Source organism: Pseudomonas sp. SK, assembly GCF_012975065.1.
In the GTDB taxonomy this organism is placed as follows: domain Bacteria; phylum Pseudomonadota; class Gammaproteobacteria; order Pseudomonadales; family Pseudomonadaceae; genus Aquipseudomonas; species Aquipseudomonas anuradhapurensis.
Map to the genome: position 1 here is coordinate 1589675 of NZ_CP051857.1, position 17797 is coordinate 1607471.

Here is a 17797-nt window from a genome sequence, read left to right on the forward strand (position 1 = left end):
GTAGACAGCCCAGGCGAAAGCTGGCAGGACGTTTTACCGCACTAGTAATTTTGCCAGTTGGAAAAGTGTTGATTGCAACGTTCACTGTTGTTTGTCCCCGTCACTGGGTGGCGGCAGGTAACAGCCGTTCAATGGCGCAATCACTTTTCCCAAGAGGCTTATTCATGAACCGGTTCTCTGCAAGGCTCTTTCCTCCTCCTGCCGATGGCTCTGTTCCGCTGGTTTTACGGCCATTGCTGATAGCCGGCATGACCACGCCCGTCGCGTCAGCCGATGGCGGTATCAATATCAGCACGATCGAAGAAGATCCCAAGGGTTTATTGTCTGCCATCGACCCTTATCTGGACATGTACGAGGGAGACGTGCTGACGGTGTATATCGACGGCAACCCGCTGCCTCCTATCGACGTTAAAGAGACTGATGAGGGGGAACGGATTTTTTTCTACCTGCCTGCCGACAGGTTCAATGTCGAGTGGGTGGAGAACATTCATTTCGAATTGCTGCGCAAGGACGCGACGGCGCCCGAACTGTCGGCACCGCTGCGTCTGCGGGTGAAGCAGTACCGCCCGGGCGGCGTCGACAAGGAACCGCATCTGCCCGGGCACTCGGAATTGCCACGGCCCGGGGTCCCGCAGGATGTCATCGACAATGGGGTCACTGCAGAGTGGGCTGCCAAGGGCGTGCCGGTAACCATCGATACCTACCCCGACCGTGCCTCGCAGGATGTAGTGGTACTGAACTGGGGCAGCGTGAAAGTACCGCGGGTAATCAGTGAAACTGAAGCAGCAGGTAACGACCCGGTGGAAATCCTGGTCGAACAGGACGTCATCCTTGCCGCTGGTGACTCCGACGCATTGCAACTGAGCCATTGGCCGCACGATGAAGTGTGGAACTTTGCCAGCGACCGCTCCCGCCCCACCGTTATCAAGGTAGAGGCTGGGGCCTGGCGGCTGGATGCCCCGATCATCAAGGAGGCGGTCAATGGTGTGATCGACCTGGTCGAACTCAAAGCCAGTGATGTCACAGTGTTTATCCGTACAGACCAGTCCCCGATCACAGTAGGCGACAGCATCGAATTCACCTGGGTCGGTACGCCGGCAAGTGGAGAGCCACTTGTCCATCAGCAGACGCTGACTGTCGAAAGCGTACCCGCGCTTCTCGAAGCCACGGTTCCCAATCGCCTGGTACGAAGCACGGCCCAGGGTACGGGAGACGCATCCTATGTATTGCGGCCGGCGGATGGTTCTCCAGCGCAATCGTCGAAGCGGGCATTTGCCCGCATCGAAGGCGACATCTATCAACTGCCGGCGCCGATCGTGCTGGAAGCCATCGAAGACCTGATTGACGGCCGTACCGAGTCGGCTTGGGTGCTTGCCGGGCCAGGCATGCAGAGTGGTGATGTGGTCAACCTGGTCTGGCATGGCACGCGCGCGGACGGCACTCCCTACCTTCACGAACAGGAAACGCTGGCCACAGGCAACGAAGAGCCATTGCAGTTCCACATTGAAGGCCAGCACATCGAGGAAATCGCCGGCGGTACGCTGGAACTCTACTATCGGGTCGCCAATGACAGTGCGACGCTCTACGGGGTGCGTGAATCCGATCGCAGCTATTACCGGGTGACCACGCTACGCCATACCTTGCCTGCACCTGAGGTGCTCGAGTCGGATGGCGAAGTGCTGGACCCGGAATGGATCTTCCCCAATGGCGCTACCCTGCATGTTGGTTACACCGATTGGCTTGAGGACGATATCCTGACGTACTACTGGCGCAGCGTGTACCCAGACGGTACGACCAGTGACTGGCTCGAAATTACCCAGGGCCAACTGGGGCGACCGGTGGATTTCCGTATCAGCCCAGCAGTGGTGGAGTTTTCGCATGGCACCGTGATTTCCGCGTTTTACACGGTCAGGCGCGCGGGCACTGGGCAACTCGAAATTTCTAATCTTCTCGAACTGTATATCGGCACACCCATCCCCTTGGCCATCGACGCAGCCGTCGACAGCTATGGGGCTGTCGCCAATGGCGGGATCAGCGTCGACACTGCAATCACCTTGAGCGGTACTGCGCGAGCAAGGTTCGGTGTCGACATGCTCGATGGTGATGCCGAGGTGGGCTCGGCAGGGGCCGATGCCGATGGTGTGTGGTACTTCCCGATGTCCGACCTGGTACCGCGTTCGTATAGCGTCAAAGCGAGGGCCCAGTACGGCAGGCGCCTGGTCTCCGAGCCCTGGGAGTTCACGGTAGTGGCGTATGTCGTGCCGAGCATCACCCGCATCGAGGATTCGCGCCGCGAGCTGGCCGAAGGGGCGACTACGGTCGATACGACTGTAACCGTCTCCGGGCTCGCGAGCCCCGGCCTGCAAATTGAACTGCTCGAGGGCGAAGTGAGTCTGCGTACCGTAGATGTTGACCTTGGCGGCGCCTGGAGCGTGGACCTCGATGGCCTGACGATCCGTAGTCATGAACTGAAGGCCCGGGCCGTGTATGGCAACAAGGACCTCTCTGCGCCACGTGCCTTCGAGGTGGTCGCCGAGCTGGCACCGACCCTCGACAGTGTGCAGGACTCGCGCGGCGAATTGGCCGACGGCAAGACCACGGTCGATACGCAGATCGTCCTGGTGGGCAAGGCCAGTGTCGGGCAGCCGGTGCAGATCCTGGATGGCACCGTGCCGGTCGACACCGCCCAGGCCGATATTGCCGGTAACTGGACCCTGACCTTGCGAAGCCTGCAGGTGAAAGGCTACGCGATCAAGGTCAGGGCGCTCTACGGCCGTGACCAGGAGTCGGCAGTGCGCCGGTTTACAGTGGTCGACTATATCTTCCCGACCATCATCAGCGTCCTGGACTCCCGGGGCGAAGTCCCCGATGGCGGTGCGACGGTCGATACCGCGCTTACCCTGGGCGGCGAAGCGAGTGCCAATGAACAGGTTGAAATCTTCGACGGCAATGACAGCCTGGGCGCGCCGACCGTCAGCCCTGGGGGCATCTGGACGTTACGGCTCAATCAGCTGCCGATCAAGGTCTATGGCGTCAGGGCCAAGGCACTGTATGGCGCAGGTGAAGAATCGGCGGTGAGGACGTTCACCGTCTATGAGGAAATCAGGCCGAGCATTACCAGTGTCAGGGACAGCGACGGCGAGGTGGCGCAAGGCGGTACCACGGTACATGCGCAGGTGAGCCTGGCCGGCAAGGCCAGTATCAACCAGAAGATCGAGCTTTTCGAAGGTGTCAACTCGTTGGGTGAGGTGCCGGTTGATGCAAGCGGCAACTGGAGCCATCCCATGGCCGGGCTCGAGCGCCGCGCCTACAGTTTGACGGCCAAGGCGTTGTATGGCGCTGGCCTGGTTTCGGACGCTCGCACATTCACGGTGGTGGAGGAAGTGGCACCGAGCATCGTCAGGGTGCAGGACAGCCTGGGGGACGTTGCCAACAATGGTTTCACCTACGACTCCAGTGTAACGGTCACTGGCACGGCGAGTATCGGGCGGCGGGTCGAACTGTTCGACGGTGCCACGCCCAAGGGCCAGGCACCGGTCGATGGCAGCGGCAACTGGAGCGCTGTGGTTTCTGCCCTGAGCGTCGGCCAGCACCTGGTCAAGGCTGTGGCGTTGTACGGCAGCAAGCTGGAGTCGAGCGGCCATAGCTTCGAAATGCGCCAAGGTGCCACGCCAGCCATCACCCGTGTGGTCGATAGCAAGGGCCAGCCGATTGGTAATGGTGGCCGCACCTATGAAACCGGGCTGACCCTTTATGGCACCGCTCAAGCCGGGCTGAAAGTGGAGGTGCTGGACAATGGCACGGCTGGGCCTACCGTAGCCGCACCTGGGGGCAACTGGGAGACACCGATGTCGGGGCTTGCCGTTGGTCGTCATGCGTTCACCGCGAAAGGCCTATATGGCAACCAGCCGGTTTCCGGCGAGTGGATCGTCACGGTCGAGAACCGGCCGCCGTTGGTGATCGATACCAGCCCCATGGTACTCAATGGCAGGCTCTTCGTGCGTGGTGATAATGGCCAGGGGCCCAGCGTGGCGCCGGCCAACACGTCGCGGCAACGCGTGGCCAGTGGCGGTGTACCGCCATATGAATACAGCTCCAGCAATACGGCAGTCGCGAGCGTCGATAGCAACGGTACCGTCAGGTCGCGTGGCAATGGCAGTGCTGTCATCACCGTGCGCGACCAGGCCCAGCAAATGGTGAGCTACAACGTGACGGTGCAGAATGTCATTCGCATGTATTTGATGTCGTCTGCCCAGTACATCGTAGGGTGGGATCAGCGCATCTGGATGAGCGAATTGCGGGAGGTCTTCAATCAGTACAGGGCAGGCGGTGGGCTTGGCCAGATCGGCTGGCCAGGCGGGGTTTACTGGGCGCGGGATCAGTGGGGAGGTTTCAACCCGTGGCCTTTCTGGAAAAACGAGGCCTATCACAAGGACATGAACGGCGGTGGTGAAGGGAGGTCTGCGCAGATAGGTCCATTGTTTAACGGTATCAAGCTAGGTTGACAAGTAACTGGGACCAACAACGCTGAACTTGATGCGCTTGCGCGGGCTATGGAGTGGTCACGAAAAATCGGCATTGCCGGCCTTGGTCGGCATGCCGTTTTTTTATCCGGGCCAGGCGATGTTCGGGATCTTCGTGCTGTCGTACCTATTATTTTTGCCAGTAGCGGGCTTTATCCGCACGGCATGTAATGGCTCCTACTGATCCATCACTCGGTAAAGGAGCTGCGCAATGTTGGACAACGACCAATCGGCAGGCAATATCATTGCCCAGGCATCAGATGACAGGCGCTTGGTGCTTGAAGAACTTTCGATACCTGGTGCTACCGGCCCGGTGTTCACCGACAAATGGGGCATCAACCTTGCGGCGGCCCGTGAAAACTTTCCCAGAAACGGCCTGCAGTTATATGTCCCGGCGTGGCCGCAAATGGGTGAAGGTGATCGGGTGCGGATTCTGCTCGGCAGTGACGAGGTCAGCAACCTGACCATTCCCAAGGAGTTGGTAGACCAGCGCCAGACGCTCTTCGCTCCGCCTACTCACCTGCAGAATGGCGCTGCTGAACTCAGCTATCGGGTCAAGCGACTGGGGCAGGTAGAGGAGCCTTCGGCGCCGACCAGTATCTACGTCAAGCTCGAGCGTCCCGGTGGCCAGGACCAGGACGGCTCCAACCCCGGGCACTCCGAGCTTAGATTCACCTTGCCGGAGGATGTGCTCAAGGACGGGGTGGACCAGGAGCGCGCCAAGCAGGGGGTGGAGGTGACCATCCTGCCTTATCCGTTCATGGCCGAGTACGACAAGATCCGCCTCAGCTGGGGCGGTCAGTTCGTTAGCCGAACTGTGACCCGGGAACAGGCAGATAACCCCGAGGAAAATCCCGTTGTGATCGTGGTCGAGGAAGCAGTGATTCTCGCGGCGGGCGATTCGGATGGAAAAGGCCTGGCGATAGCTTTTGAAGTTTATGACCTGGTTGACAACAAATCCGAGGACTGGAGTGCCGAGCAGCGGGTGGTGGTCGACACCGGCAATGCGCGACTTGCCGCTGGCATCGTGAAGGAAGCCAGGAACAACATCCTCGACCTCGAGGTTCTGGGTGATGCCGATGCTACCTTGCAGGTGGTGGCGTCTGGTGAGCCGTTCGCGGTGGGCGACAGCATCGTGGCCAGCCTGTTCGGCGAGACCGAGGACGGGCGCCCGGTGGACATCACTTATCCGCCCAAGCCAATCGAGAGCGTGCCGGTGGTGCTCGAAATCGGCATTGCCAATGCAGATGTGCGCCAACTGGCCAAGACCCAGGCGAAATTCAGCTATGAGCTGGTCAAGTCGGAGGCGTCGCGCCAGGCCCTGGGTGTCCCGGCTTATGAGCAGCAGCGGGCTGAAGGCAACTATCAGTCCAGAGGCCAGTTCGTCACCATTCAGGGCGAAGCTGTACGCCTGGCCGCACCGGAGGCACTGGATGCCCAGCAGGGCACCCTCGACCCTGCATTGCCGATAGCCGACATTGACGTGCCCTGGGACGACAGTATGCAGACGGCCGATGTGATCACTCTGGTCTGGGAGGGGGAACGGCCGGATCTGGAGCCATACTTCCCGGCAATCCGTCCCCATGACATCAGCAACGGTGAGGTAGAGCGCAAGGAGCCGATTCCGTTCTCGGTCGATGGCAAACACCTGAAGGCAATCGAGGGCGGCAAACTGGTGCTGCTCTACGTCCTGGAGCGGGAAGGTCAGTCGCCGCGCAGGTCGGAGCGCACGATCACCTTCAACGTCGGTGAGCCGCGCGCTGAGTTGCCAGCACCGAGTGTCAGCTACGCAGAGCAACAGGCAGATGGCAGCTGGGTGCTCGATCCCGAAAAGGTACCGGTCGGTGGTACCAAGCTGGTGGTGCAGCGCTACGCGCGTATCAAGATAGGCGATGTACTGCATTTCAACTGGAATGGCACGGATGAGGCGTCACTGGAAGACTGGATCAAGATCACCAGTACCAACTTCAACCGCGAATATTTTGAATTGACCATCAATAAAAGACTGGTAGCCGATAACGACGGTCATACGGTGGTGGCGTCTTACTGGGTCGAGCGGGCGGAGGGAGGAGGGCCCAGTTACTCCGAACCGTTGACGCTGCAAGTCGGGGCTGCTGTCCCGGCGCTTCCGGAGCTGGTCATCGAAGAAGCCACTGCAGAGCGGGTCATCGATCCCGCACTTGTCGCGAACGGTGCAACAGTGTTCATTGGCGCCGACGCCGGGTTGCAACCGCAGGACAAGGTGCGTATCGAAGTGACGGGGGCGTACCCGGACAATAAGACCCACACCGTGACCGAGGCAGGTAGCCAGCGGTTCAAGATTGACGCTGAAGTGATCAAGGGGAACGAAAACAGCAAGATCACCGTGACCTATTTCGTCCTCCGGGGAGGTGTTCAGCCAGAACAGCCTTCTGCTCCGGTTGAATTCACAGTGCTTGAAGTTAGCGAGCCAGCGCTTCCGGAACTGGTCATCGAAGAAGCCACGGCAGAGCGGGTCATTGATCCCGCACTTGTCGCGGAAGGGGCAACGGTGTTCATCGACGCCAGCGCCGAGTTGCAACCGCAGGACAAGGTGCGTATCGAAGTGAAGGGGGCGTACCCGGACGATCAGACGCACCCCGTGGAGACGACAGGTGGACAGCGGTTCAAGATTGCCGCTGAAGTGATCATGGGGAACGAAAACAGCATGATCACCGTGACCTATTTCGTCCTCCGGGGAGGTGTTGGGCCAGAACAGCCCTCTGCTCCGGTTGACTTCACAGTGCTTGAAATTGGCAAGCCAGTACTGCCGGAATTGGTCATCGAAGAGGCCACTGAACAGCGGGTCATCGATCCCGCACTCGTCCCGGAAGGGGCAACGGTGTTCATCGACGCCAGCGCCGAGTTGCAACCGCAGGACAAGGTGCGTATCGAAGTGAAGGGGGCGTACCCGGACGATCAGACGCACCCCGTGGAGACGACAGGTGGACAGCGGTTCAAGATTGCCGCTGAAGTGATCAGAGGTAACGAGAGCAGCAAGATCACCGTGACCTATTTCGTCCTCCGGGGAGGTGTTGGGCCAGAACAGCCCTCTGCTCCGGTTGAATTCACAGTGCTTGAGTTTAGCGAGCCAGCGCTTCCGGAACTGGTCATCGAAGAGGCCACTGAACAGCGGGTCATCGATCCCGCACGTGTCATGGAAGGTGCAACGGTGGTAATCGGCGCTGGTGCCGGGTTGCAACCGCAGGACAAGGTGCGTATCAAAGTGACGGGGGCGCACCCTGACGATGAGACACACACCGTGACCGTGGCAGGTAGCCAGCGGTTCAAGATTGACGCTGAAGTGATCATGGGGAACGAAAACAGCAAGATCACCGTGACCTATTTCGTCCTCCGGGGAGGTGTTGGGCCAGAAGAGCCCTCTGCTCCGGTTGAATTCACAGTGCTTGAATTTACCGAGCCAGCGCTTCCGGACCCGCTCATTGAAGAAGCCGATGAGGAGGCGATCATCGACCCCGAGCGTGTTCGGGACGGTGCTACGCTGTTCATCGCCGCCAGCGCTGGTCTGCAACCGCTGGACAAGGTGCGCATAGAAGTGACCGGGGGCTACCCGGACACTCAGACGCACCCCGTGACCGTGGCAGGCGCACAGCGCTTCCCGATTGGCTACTCCGTCATCAAAGCGAATGAAAACGGCAGCATAGGCGTTACCTATATAGTGCTGCCAGGCGGCAACCTGCCTGAGAAACGCTCGGGTACTGTCGAATACGATGTGCGAACAAACATTGGCAAAGGCCTGCTGCGGATTTTTGGAGCCCGGCATAATCGGAGCGCCCGTCGGGCTCCCTATACCTCTCGCTGGTTGAAGGCCTATCAGGCCGATACGGGCAAACCGGTGATGGCTGAGTGGCGATATAGCGGGGCCAATGAATGGAGCAGTGCACAAGAGTGGCTGGACACTCGGCCAGATCTGCCTCTGCAAGTACGAACCTTGGATGACCAGGTCACATTGAATCCGGCCAATATCATCGGCAATGGTATTTATTCTACGTCACCGGCCGGAACTGGAGCTTTTGTTGCACTGCGTAACGATGGGCGCGTTCGAGGCTGGGGCTACCCTGCCTATGGCGGGGAGATTCCGGCTCTGATCATGACGCTCAATGATGTTGTCGAGGTTAGCTGTACAGCCACTGCCTACGCAGTGCGTCGGGTGGGTGGGCACGTCATGGTGTGGGGGAATGCCGCTCAAGGGGGAAGCATGGGATCGGTTTCGCCATACGGGTTCCGTGAGGTATGTGGCAACGCGTACGCCTTTGCCGGTATCAAGGAAACGGGGTCTGTCGTAACCTGGGGGACGAGTACGTATGGCGTACCCGTGCCTGAACCGATTAATGGGCTCACCGACATTGTGCGGGTCGTCCCTTCGTCCTCTGCCTTCGCCGCACTGCGCAAGACAAACCAGGTGGTGGCATGGGGATCGCCTGTGAACGGTGGTACTGTGCCGGTAGACTTGGGGAACTTGACTGATATCGTGGATATCCTCGGCAGTGGTCTCGCATTTGCTGCCAGGCGCGCCAATGGCACAGTGGTGGCCTGGGGGGCTCCGGCCAGCGGCGGTGATGCCAAGCCGGTGGCCCACGTCATCGATATTGTCCGGCTGTGTTGCTCTAACGATCATGCCTTTGTGGCGCAAAGGGCAACGGGCCACTTGGTGGCCTGGGGCACTCCTTCTGTTGGAGGTACCCTGCCTGCGGGTTTCGAGGGGATTTCCGACATCATCGACGTGGTTTCCACAGGGCGGGCTTTTGCGGCGGTACGCCGTAACGGTAGCGTGGTGGCCTGGGGAGAAACAGCCTCTGGAGGTACAGTGCCGGGTTACATCTCGGAGCTGACCAACGTGGTGCAGGTAGCCGGCTCCTCCTATGCTTTCGCCGTGCTCAGCCATGACGGTACGGTAAAGGCCTGGGGTAACACCACGGTCGGAGGTAGTATTCCTGCCGCGGTAGCCAGTGAGCTGGTGGACATCCAGGCGCTTTACGGCAATACCTATGGTTTTGTCGCGTTGCGGCGGGATGGCAGGGTGATCACTTGGGGGCATGCAGTGGGCGGGGGGGATAGCTCCGTGGTGCGCGATCAGATCGATACGTTTGTAACTTATCGTGCTACAAGCTCCAGCCGTGGCCGTGCATTGATGGCTCAGCAGCAGAGCGTGATCGCTGTCAGTTGAGCCAACGCAACAGCACGCCGCGATACCTGAATGCGTGGCGTGCTGTTGCGGTTTGCTCCGTTATTGGCATTGCTTCTTGCATCGAGCGGCAACGCCTGCGGGTCAATCGTAGATTACCCGCTTCTTCCAGGTCTCTTCGTCATCGGTCTTGAGCCCCTGGGTGAGTTCGTTCTGCTCGTTCTCTGCCGGCTCCATGTTTTCCAGCACCTGGGCGTTGGCCCGGGCCAGCAGTTTCTCCAGGTAGGTCAGCTGCTCTTCATAGGCCTTCGGCTCCGGCTGCTTGCGCAGGTACTGCACGCCGCGCTCGAAAGCCAGGCGCGCCTGGCCCGGCTGGCCCTTCTGCAGGGCTTGCTGGCCGAGGTTGTTGAAGAACTCGATATGCAGCAGCACCAGCACATGGCGGATTTCCTTGACCCACTGCTTGGCCTCGGGGGTGGGCAGGAAGCCTTCCTGGGCGGCGCGGGTCACCTGGTTGTGCAGCGCCTCCAGCAAAAAGCGCACGTCCTTGGCCTTGACCTCGGTCTGGATCGGGCTGGGCGGGTTGTTTACCGGGATCTTCCCGCCCAGGGCAATCAGCCCCTCCAGTTCGGCAATGCGTGCCTTGAGTTCGGCGTTGTGCTTGTCCAGTGCCAGCTGGCGCTGGTTGAGGTTGAGCTCCAGGCGGGTCAGCAGCAGCTTCAGCGCCGGGGTCATGAACTGGCCGGGGAAGGTCTCGGTGATTTCGCCACAGCGGCGCAGGCGGTCGGCCAGCTCGATCTTCAGCCGGGCGCGCTCGAGCTTGCTGTTCTCGACCACGTTGTTGAGGTAGCCGATCACGATCAGCAACGCGATACCCGCCACGATGAGCAGGGTGATCAGAAGTGGTGTCACCGTTAATGCCTCGTTGAAGATGAATCACACCTTTGAGTGTAGTAAGTTCGCCTGGGGACGAACAGCCACCATGTACCTGTGCCGGCCCCTTTATTGGCAGGCTTTCCTTATATCGGCCGCCGCCTGCAGATCTGCACCCCGCGCCCGGAAGTCGTTGATTTAAATAAATTTCTACAAAGGGGTTGACGCCTCTGCCAAGCATCCATAGAATGCGCGCCACTTGCAGCGTAAAGCACACAGCGAAACGCGGCAGGGAGTGAAAGCAGGCAGCGATGCCAGCAGCGTGTCCCCTTCGTCTAGTGGCCTAGGACACCGCCCTTTCACGGCGGTAACAGGGGTTCGAGTCCCCTAGGGGACGCCAAATTGCGGGAATAGCTCAGTTGGTAGAGCACGACCTTGCCAAGGTCGGGGTCGCGAGTTCGAGTCTCGTTTCCCGCTCCAGTTTATCCGGCAGCGCCTTGTGGCGAGGCAGGAAAAGAAAATCCAGGGTGAATCGTGAGGTTCATGTCTGGTGCACTGAAAAGTGTTGTGTGTCCCCTTCGTCTAGTGGCCTAGGACACCGCCCTTTCACGGCGGTAACAGGGGTTCGAGTCCCCTAGGGGACGCCAAATGCGGGAATAGCTCAGTTGGTAGAGCACGACCTTGCCAAGGTCGGGGTCGCGAGTTCGAGTCTCGTTTCCCGCTCCAGTTTAAATACTGTGGCGTTCGCACGGTGCAGTGGTGGTGAAGGTCGTAAAGGCGCTTCACGCCGATTAGCGGTAAAAGCTTCAAATTGCGGGAATAGCTCAGTTGGTAGAGCACGACCTTGCCAAGGTCGGGGTCGCGAGTTCGAGTCTCGTTTCCCGCTCCAATTCAGAAAACGCCATCTCTTATGAGGTGGCGTTTTTTTTTGCTCCCTGAAAAGGCCGGGTGAACAGGCTGCGCATGTTGCATCGCAGCCTGTGCGTGGCCGTCAGTGCGTGCTGGCGGGGCCTTGCTGGGCGCCCAGCAGCTGCTTTTCCAGGTTCCAGTCGAACGGTTCGCCCGCCTGCTCGGCTTCGTAGCGGCGTTCTTCCAGCTGCTGGTACAGCGCCAGCTCTTCGTCGGGCATGAAGTGCAGGCAGTCACCGGCAAAGAACCACAGCAGGTCGCGGGGGACCAGGTGCGCGATCTGCGGGTAGCGCTGGATCACCTGGCAGATCAGGTCCTGGCCCAGGTACTGGCTTTGCAGCGGGTCTTGCGGCAGCAGGGTCAGCAGTTCATCGAAGCGCTCGAGGAACAGGGCGTGGCTTTCCTCCGGTACCTGATCCGCTTCACCCAGGGCGACCAGGATGGTGCGCAGGTGGTTCAGCAGTTGCAGGTGGTATTCCAGATGGGGGTTGGCCATGGTGGCGGTCCTCGGTGTGGTCGAAACGGGCGCGGAGTATACGCGGGATGGGGAAGGGGCCGCAAAGCGGCCCCTTCCCGGCAGGGCCGATCAGCGAACCTTGCCCGGTTCCGCCAGCAACTGGGCCTTGTCGAAGGCATCGACATCGATCACTGCGCGGCGTGCCTGTTCCGCTGCGTGCAGGCGTTGCCCTTCGCCTGGCTGCAGCACCGCGCTGGCGACCGCTGCGTCGATCGCCGACTGGCCGGGTGCGGGTTGCACTCGGCCTTCCTTGATTGCCTGATGCAACGCCTTGTACAGCGGGGCGGTCTCGTCCAGCAGGTCGCTGGCGCGTTGCAGCGCCGCCACCGGGTCGCCGTCGGCCTGTGGCCTGAAGCAGCCTGCAAGCAACTCCTCCAGTGCCGGATCGCCTTTGTTGCGGCCAATCAGTGCTGCGACCTCGGCATCCAGCTCGTCGCTCGGCCCGGTATGGAGGCGGCCGAAGGGGAACACCAGTAGCCGTAGCGCACAGCCGACAAAGCGGTTGGGGAAGTTGTCGAGCAGGCGGTCCAGGGCCTTTTCCGCCTGGCCCAGGCTTTCTTCCATGGCCCAGCGCAGCAGCGCCTGCATGTGCTCCGGCGCGCCCAGGTCGTGGTAACGCTTGAGCGCGGCACTGGCCAGGTACAGGTAGCTCAGCACATCGCCCAGCCGTGCGCTCAGGCGCTCGCGGCGCTTGAGTGCGCCGCCCAGCAGCATCATCGACAAGTCCGCCAGCAGCGCAAAGGCCGCGGCCTGGCGGTTCAAGGCGCGGAAGTAGCCTTGGCTCAGGGTGTCACCGGGCACGTTTTCCAGGCGCCCCAGCCCCAGGTTGAATACCAGTGTGCTGGCCGCGTTGCCCGCGGCGAACATGATGTGCTGCATCAGCAGGTCGTCGAATTCCTGCAATGCCTGGTCGCGGTCCTCGCGCCCGGCCAGGGCCATTTCCCTGAGCACGAACGGATGGCAGCGGATGGCACCCTGGCCAAAGATCATCAGGTTGCGCGAGAGGATATTGGCCCCTTCTACCGTGATGAAAATCGGTGCGCCTTGCCAGTTGCGGCCGAGGTAATTGTTGGGGCCCATGATGATGCCCTTGCCGCCATGCACGTCCATGGCGTGCTGGATGCATTCGCGACCGCGCTCGGTCAGGTGATACTTGAGGATCGCCGACAGCACCGAGGGCTTCTCGCCCAGGTCGACGGCCTTGGCGGTCAGCAGACGCGCGCTGTCCATCAGCCAGGCGTTGCCGGCGATGCGCGCCAGCGATTCCTGAATGCCCTCGAAGGCCGCCAGCGGCACATTGAACTGTTCACGGATGTTGGCGTACTGGCCGGTGACCAGGCTGGTGTACTTGGCCGCGCCAGTGCCCACCGCGGGCAGGGAGATGGAGCGGCCGACCGACAAGCAATTCATCAGCATCATCCAGCCCTTGCCGAGCATGGCCTGGCCACCGATGAGGAAGCTCAGCGGCACGAACACGTCCTTGCCGCTGTTGGGGCCGTTCATGAACGCGGCGCCCAGTGGCAGGTGCCGCTTGCCGATGTCCACGCCGGGGGTGTCAGTCGGGATCAGCGCCAGGCTGATGCCGAGTTCTTCCTGATCACCCAGCAGGTGGTCCGGGTCGTAGGCCTTGAACGCCAGGCCCAGCAGGGTAGCGACCGGGCCCAGGGTGATGTAGCGCTTTTCCCAGTTCAGGCGCAGGCCGAGGACTTCTTCACCGTGCCATTGGCCCTTGCACACCACGCCGCTGTCGGGCATCGCACCAGCGTCGGAGCCGGCCAGTGGGCCGGTCAGGGCAAAGCAGGGAATTTCCTCGCCACGGGCCAGGCGCGGCAGGTAGTGGTTGCGCTGTTCGTCGGTACCGTAATGCAGCAGCAGTTCGGCCGGGCCGAGCGAGTTGGGCACCATCACCGTGGACGCCAGGTCGCCGCTGCGGGTCGCCAGTTTCATCGCCACCTGCGAGTGGGCGTAGGCCGAGAAGCCTTTGCCGCCATATTCCTTGGGAATGATCAGGGCGAAGAAGCCATGCTGCTTGATATGCGCCCAGGCTTCGGGGGGCAGGTCCATGTCCTGGCCGATCTGCCAGTCGCTGACCATGGCACACAGTTGTTCCGTCGGGCCGTCGAGGAAGGCCTGTTCCTCTTCGGTCAGCTGCGGTGCCGGGTAGGCAAGCAGGGTGCGCCAGTCGGGGCGGCCGCTGAACAGCTCGCCGTCCCACCACACGGTGCCGGCGTCGATCGCTTCGCGCTCGGTCTGCGACATGGGCGGCAGGGTGCGCTGGAACCAGTTGAACACCGGGCCGGTGAACACCTTGCGGCGCCATTCCGGCAGCGCCACCAGGGCAAATTTCACGCCCAGCACGAGCCAGATCAGGGTCAGCAACCAGCCGGGGGCACGGCTGAAAATGCTCATCAGCAGCACGTAGCCGGCCATGATGCCGAGAATCTGCAAGGGCGCCAGGCGCCGGTGCGTGAGGTACGCCGCGCCGACCACCAATACCACCAACCACAACAGCAACATAATCGGTCCTCCTTGGAACCAGGGGCTTGAGCCGTCCCGGATAGCTTAGACGCAACGCTGTGGACGACAGGGTCAGAACAGTGACAAGGGTGGGGCGCCAGGAGTTTCAGCATGGCGTTGCCTGTACCGGCCCAATCGCTGGCACGCGGGCGATCGGGCCGGTACAGGCAACAAAACTCTGGAGTAGACTGTGTCACCTCCGCATTTCATAAGGACGTTGCCATGCTGAAGATCTGGGGCCGCAAGAATTCGAGCAATGTGCGCAAGGCGCTGTGGATCGCCCACGAGTTGGGCCTGGAGTTCGAGTCCATCGACGCCGGTGGCGCTTTCGGCGTGGTCAATGAGCCGCATTACCGGGCCCGCAACCCCAACGGCCTGGTGCCGATGCTCGAAGACGGTGACCTGACCCTGTGGGAATCCAATACCATCGTCCGCTACCTGTGCGCCGAGTACGGTGCGGAGCAGGGCTGGTATCTCCAGGACCCACGCCAGCGCGCCCTGGCCGACAAGTGGATGGACTGGACCACCTCGTCTTTCGCCGGCCCGTTCCGCCCGTTGTTCTGGGGCCTGCTGCGCACCCCTGAAGACCAGCGTGACTGGGTGGCGATCAATGCCGCGCACAAGCAATGCGCCGCGTTGCTGGCCATCGCCGACGAAACCCTGGCCAGGCAACCGTACCTGTCCGGCGAGCGCATCGGCATGGGCGACATTCCACTGGGCAGCTTCATCTATGCCTGGTTCGAAATGCCCATCGAGCGCCCGGCCATGCATCACCTCCAAGCCTGGTACGAGCGCCTCAAGGCACGCCCGGCCTACCAGGCGGCGGTGATGACAGCGCTGACCTGATCGAACACCACGCATGCTTCGATAGTCATTATCAATACATGTGACTGTACTTGTGCGGCCAGGCCAAGCACCATTGGCCGCACTCACTGCGCCAGTGACTTTGCCTGGCGTGTCCTGCACCTTTTTTTCTGGTAAGTGACCCGCTATGAGTTCTGCCCTGTCGATCCGACAGTTAACCAAGACCTACGGCAACGGCTTCCAGGCCCTCAAGGGCATCGACCTGGATGTTGCCGAAGGCGACTTCTTCGCCTTGCTCGGCCCCAACGGCGCCGGCAAATCCACCACCATCGGCATCCTCTCGACCCTGGTCAACAAGACCAGCGGGACGGTCAACGTATTCGGCCATGACCTCGACCGCGAACCGGCCGCGCTCAAGCGCTGCCTGGGCGTGGTGCCGCAAGAGTTCAACTTCAACCAGTTCGAGAAGACCTTCGACATCGTCGTGACCCAGGCCGGGTACTACGGCATCCCGCCCAAGCTGGCCAAGGAGCGCGCCGAACAGTACCTGACCCAGCTGGGCCTGTGGGACAAGCGCGACGTGCAGTCGCGTTCGCTGTCCGGCGGCATGAAGCGCCGGCTGATGATCGCCCGTGCACTGATCCACGAACCGCGCCTGCTGATTCTCGACGAGCCCACTGCCGGCGTGGACATCGAACTGCGCCGCTCGATGTGGAGCTTCCTCACCGAGCTGAACCAGAAAGGCATCACCATCATCCTCACCACCCACTACCTGGAAGAGGCCGAGCAGCTGTGCCGCAACATCGGCATCATCGACCACGGCACCATCGTCGAGAACACCAGCATGCGCCAGCTGTTGGGCAAGCTGCATGTCGAAACCTTCGTCCTCGACCTCAAGCACGACCTGGCCACGGCGCCGGCGCTGCAGGGCTACCCCTGCCGCCTGCTGACCCCGCACACCCTGGAAGTGCAAGTGGACAAGGACATCGGCATCACCGCGTTGTTCGGCCAGCTGGCGCTGCAGAACATCGAGGTCCAGAGCTTGCGTAACAAGACCAACCGACTCGAGGAGCTGTTCGTGTCCCTGGTGGAAAAAAACCTGTCGAAGGTGGCGGTATGAGTGTCGAGCTGCGCACCAACTGGGTCGCCCTGAATACCATCGTCTACCGCGAAGTGCGGCGCTTCCTGCGCATCTGGCCGCAGACCCTGCTGCCGCCGGCGATCACCATGGTCCTGTACTTCGTCATCTTCGGTAACCTGATCGGTCGGCAGATCGGCGACATGGGTGGCTTCAGCTACATGGAGTACATCGTGCCGGGGCTGATCATGATGTCGGTGATCACCAACTCCTACGGCAACGTGGTGTCGAGCTTCTTCGGCAGCAAGTTCCAGCGTTCGATCGAAGAGCTGATGGTATCGCCGGTATCGCCGCACACCATCCTCGTCGGTTATGTGCTGGGTGGGGTGCTGCGTGGCCTGGCGGTGGGGGTGATCGTGACCTTCCTGTCGCTGTTCTTCACCCACCTGCAGGTGCATCACCTGGGCGTGACCGTGGGCGTGGTGCTGCTGACCGCCACCATCTTCTCCTTGCTGGGCTTCGTCAACGCCGTGTTCGCGCGCAATTTCGACGATATCTCGATCATCCCGACCTTTGTCCTGACGCCGCTGACCTACCTGGGCGGGGTGTTCTATTCGATCAACCTGCTGCCGCCGTTCTGGCAGACCGTGTCGCTGGCCAACCCGGTGCTGCACATGGTCAACTCGTTCCGCTACGGCATCCTAGGGGTGTCGGATATCAGCATTGGCACGGCGATTACCTTCATGCTGGTCGCCACCGCGGTGCTCTACGTGCTGTGCGTTCGCCTGCTGGTCAGCGGCCGCGGCATGCGCGCCTGAACACCTGAGCTTGCGCCGGCGCCACTGCCGGCCAATCCACCAGCGCCAGTACAGCAGGGTAGTGAAGTAGGCGACGACACCCAGCACCACCCCGCACACCAGCGAACCCAGCAGGAACGGCTGCCATAGCGTGGCCAGCTGGTCGCTGATCCAGGCGAAGGTCAGCTCGTCGGGCAGGCTGCGCGGCGGAACCTGCATCAGCCAGGCGCCGGTCATGTAGGTGACGAAGAACACCGGTGGCATGGTCAGCGGGTTGGTCAGCCATACCAGGCTGACAGCGATCGGCAGGTTGCCGCGCACCGGAATCGCCAGTGCAGCCGCCAGCAGCATCTGCATGGGAATGGGGATCAGGGCCGCGAACAGGCCGACCCCCATGGCCCGGGCTACCGAGTGCCGGTTCAAGTGCCAGAGGTTCGGGTCGTGCAGCAGCTTGCCAAAAAAGCGTAAGGACTTGTGTTCGCGAATGCTGGTCGGATCCGGCATGTAGCGTTTGAAAAGTCGGCGCGGCATGTAGGCTCCCGGAGCGTTGATCCGGGCAGTATGCCCTGATTCCCGATCAGCCTCGTTTAGAGTTTGTGACAATTGTTGAGCAAG

Annotated in this window: 9 protein-coding genes and 5 tRNA genes; 10 read left to right on the top strand and 4 right to left on the bottom strand. The window is 61.3% G+C overall.

Translation table 11 applies throughout. The features are described 5' to 3' along the window. The first annotated feature begins 164 nt into the window (after nucleotides 1-164). Both HG549_RS07325 and HG549_RS07330 read left to right on the top strand, forming a co-directional pair. Nucleotides 165-4505: a hypothetical protein gene (locus tag HG549_RS07325; protein WP_170028891.1), complete on the top strand. Its 4341-nt coding sequence runs from the start codon at nucleotides 165-167 to the stop codon at nucleotides 4503-4505. A gap of 229 nt (nucleotides 4506-4734) precedes the next feature. Further along, a complete protein-coding gene (locus HG549_RS07330; RefSeq protein ID WP_170028892.1) occupies nucleotides 4735-9729 on the top strand; it encodes a hypothetical protein in 4995 nt (1664 codons plus the stop codon). Between the two features lie 102 nt (nucleotides 9730-9831). Here HG549_RS07330 and HG549_RS07335 read toward each other — a convergent pair whose 3' ends face one another. Continuing rightward, on the bottom strand, nucleotides 9832-10599 hold the full coding sequence (locus tag HG549_RS07335; RefSeq protein ID WP_170028893.1) for a hypothetical protein: 768 nt from the start codon (nucleotides 10597-10599) through the stop codon (nucleotides 9832-9834). 285 nt (nucleotides 10600-10884) lie between these two features. Between HG549_RS07335 and HG549_RS07340 the strand changes: the two genes are divergently transcribed. From HG549_RS07340 to HG549_RS07360, 5 genes are all read left to right on the top strand, one after another. Beyond that, nucleotides 10885-10960 (top strand) — tRNA-Glu (locus HG549_RS07340). Nucleotides 10961-10964: 4 nt separating this feature from the next. Next, a tRNA-Gly gene (locus HG549_RS07345) sits at nucleotides 10965-11040 on the top strand. Between the two features lie 91 nt (nucleotides 11041-11131). Further along, a tRNA-Glu gene (locus HG549_RS07350) sits at nucleotides 11132-11207 on the top strand. 3 nt (nucleotides 11208-11210) lie between these two features. Further along, a tRNA-Gly gene (locus HG549_RS07355) sits at nucleotides 11211-11286 on the top strand. 87 nt (nucleotides 11287-11373) lie between these two features. Beyond that, a tRNA-Gly gene (locus HG549_RS07360) sits at nucleotides 11374-11449 on the top strand. 102 nt (nucleotides 11450-11551) lie between these two features. On the opposite strand, the gene HG549_RS07365 is transcribed toward HG549_RS07360, so the two are convergent. Together HG549_RS07365 and HG549_RS07370 are read right to left on the bottom strand one after the other, a co-directional pair. Further along, nucleotides 11552-11965: a PA2817 family protein gene (locus HG549_RS07365; protein ID WP_170028894.1), complete on the bottom strand. Its 414-nt coding sequence runs from the start codon at nucleotides 11963-11965 to the stop codon at nucleotides 11552-11554. 90 nt (nucleotides 11966-12055) lie between these two features. Further along, the gene (locus HG549_RS07370) at nucleotides 12056-14503 is read right to left on the bottom strand and encodes an acyl-CoA dehydrogenase (protein WP_170028895.1); all 2448 of its coding nucleotides are present in this window, start codon (nucleotides 14501-14503) and stop codon (nucleotides 12056-12058) included. A 222-nt stretch (nucleotides 14504-14725) separates the two neighbouring features. Here HG549_RS07370 and HG549_RS07375 point away from each other — a divergent pair, with 222 nt between their 5' ends. From HG549_RS07375 to HG549_RS07385, 3 genes are all read left to right on the top strand, one after another. Further along, nucleotides 14726-15349 (top strand): glutathione S-transferase, encoded by a 624-nt coding sequence (locus HG549_RS07375; RefSeq protein WP_170028896.1) that lies wholly within the window; start codon nucleotides 14726-14728, stop codon nucleotides 15347-15349. Nucleotides 15350-15494: 145 nt separating this feature from the next. Continuing rightward, nucleotides 15495-16427, top strand: coding sequence for an ABC transporter ATP-binding protein (locus HG549_RS07380; protein ID WP_170028897.1), 933 nt, complete (start codon nucleotides 15495-15497; stop codon nucleotides 16425-16427). Further along, a complete protein-coding gene (locus tag HG549_RS07385) occupies nucleotides 16424-17203 on the top strand; it encodes an ABC transporter permease (RefSeq protein WP_170028898.1) in 780 nt (259 codons plus the stop codon). Before HG549_RS07380 ends, HG549_RS07385 begins: the two co-directional genes overlap by 4 nt. Here HG549_RS07385 and HG549_RS07390 read toward each other — a convergent pair. After that, a complete protein-coding gene (locus tag HG549_RS07390) occupies nucleotides 17087-17713 on the bottom strand; it encodes a DUF2062 domain-containing protein (protein ID WP_170028899.1) in 627 nt (208 codons plus the stop codon). The two genes, HG549_RS07385 and HG549_RS07390, sit on opposite strands and share 117 nt — an antisense overlap. Between the last annotated feature and the right edge of the window lie 84 nt (nucleotides 17714-17797).

What these genes read in the sequence shown, in the direction of transcription:
- HG549_RS07330 (WP_170028892.1), top strand. Translation starts at nt 4,735, where the DNA reads ATGTTGGACAACGACCAATCGGCAGGCAATATCATTGCCCAGGCATCA.
- HG549_RS07325 (WP_170028891.1), top strand. Translation starts at nt 165, where the DNA reads ATGAACCGGTTCTCTGCAAGGCTCTTTCCTCCTCCTGCCGATGGCTCT.
- HG549_RS07365 (WP_170028894.1), bottom strand. Translation starts at nt 11,965, where the DNA reads ATGGCCAACCCCCATCTGGAATACCACCTGCAACTGCTGAACCACCTG.
- HG549_RS07380 (WP_170028897.1), top strand. Translation starts at nt 15,495, where the DNA reads ATGAGTTCTGCCCTGTCGATCCGACAGTTAACCAAGACCTACGGCAAC.
- HG549_RS07385 (WP_170028898.1), top strand. Translation starts at nt 16,424, where the DNA reads ATGAGTGTCGAGCTGCGCACCAACTGGGTCGCCCTGAATACCATCGTC.
- HG549_RS07375 (WP_170028896.1), top strand. Translation starts at nt 14,726, where the DNA reads ATGCTGAAGATCTGGGGCCGCAAGAATTCGAGCAATGTGCGCAAGGCG.
- HG549_RS07390 (WP_170028899.1), bottom strand. Translation starts at nt 17,713, where the DNA reads ATGCCGCGCCGACTTTTCAAACGCTACATGCCGGATCCGACCAGCATT.
- HG549_RS07370 (WP_170028895.1), bottom strand. Translation starts at nt 14,503, where the DNA reads ATGTTGCTGTTGTGGTTGGTGGTATTGGTGGTCGGCGCGGCGTACCTC.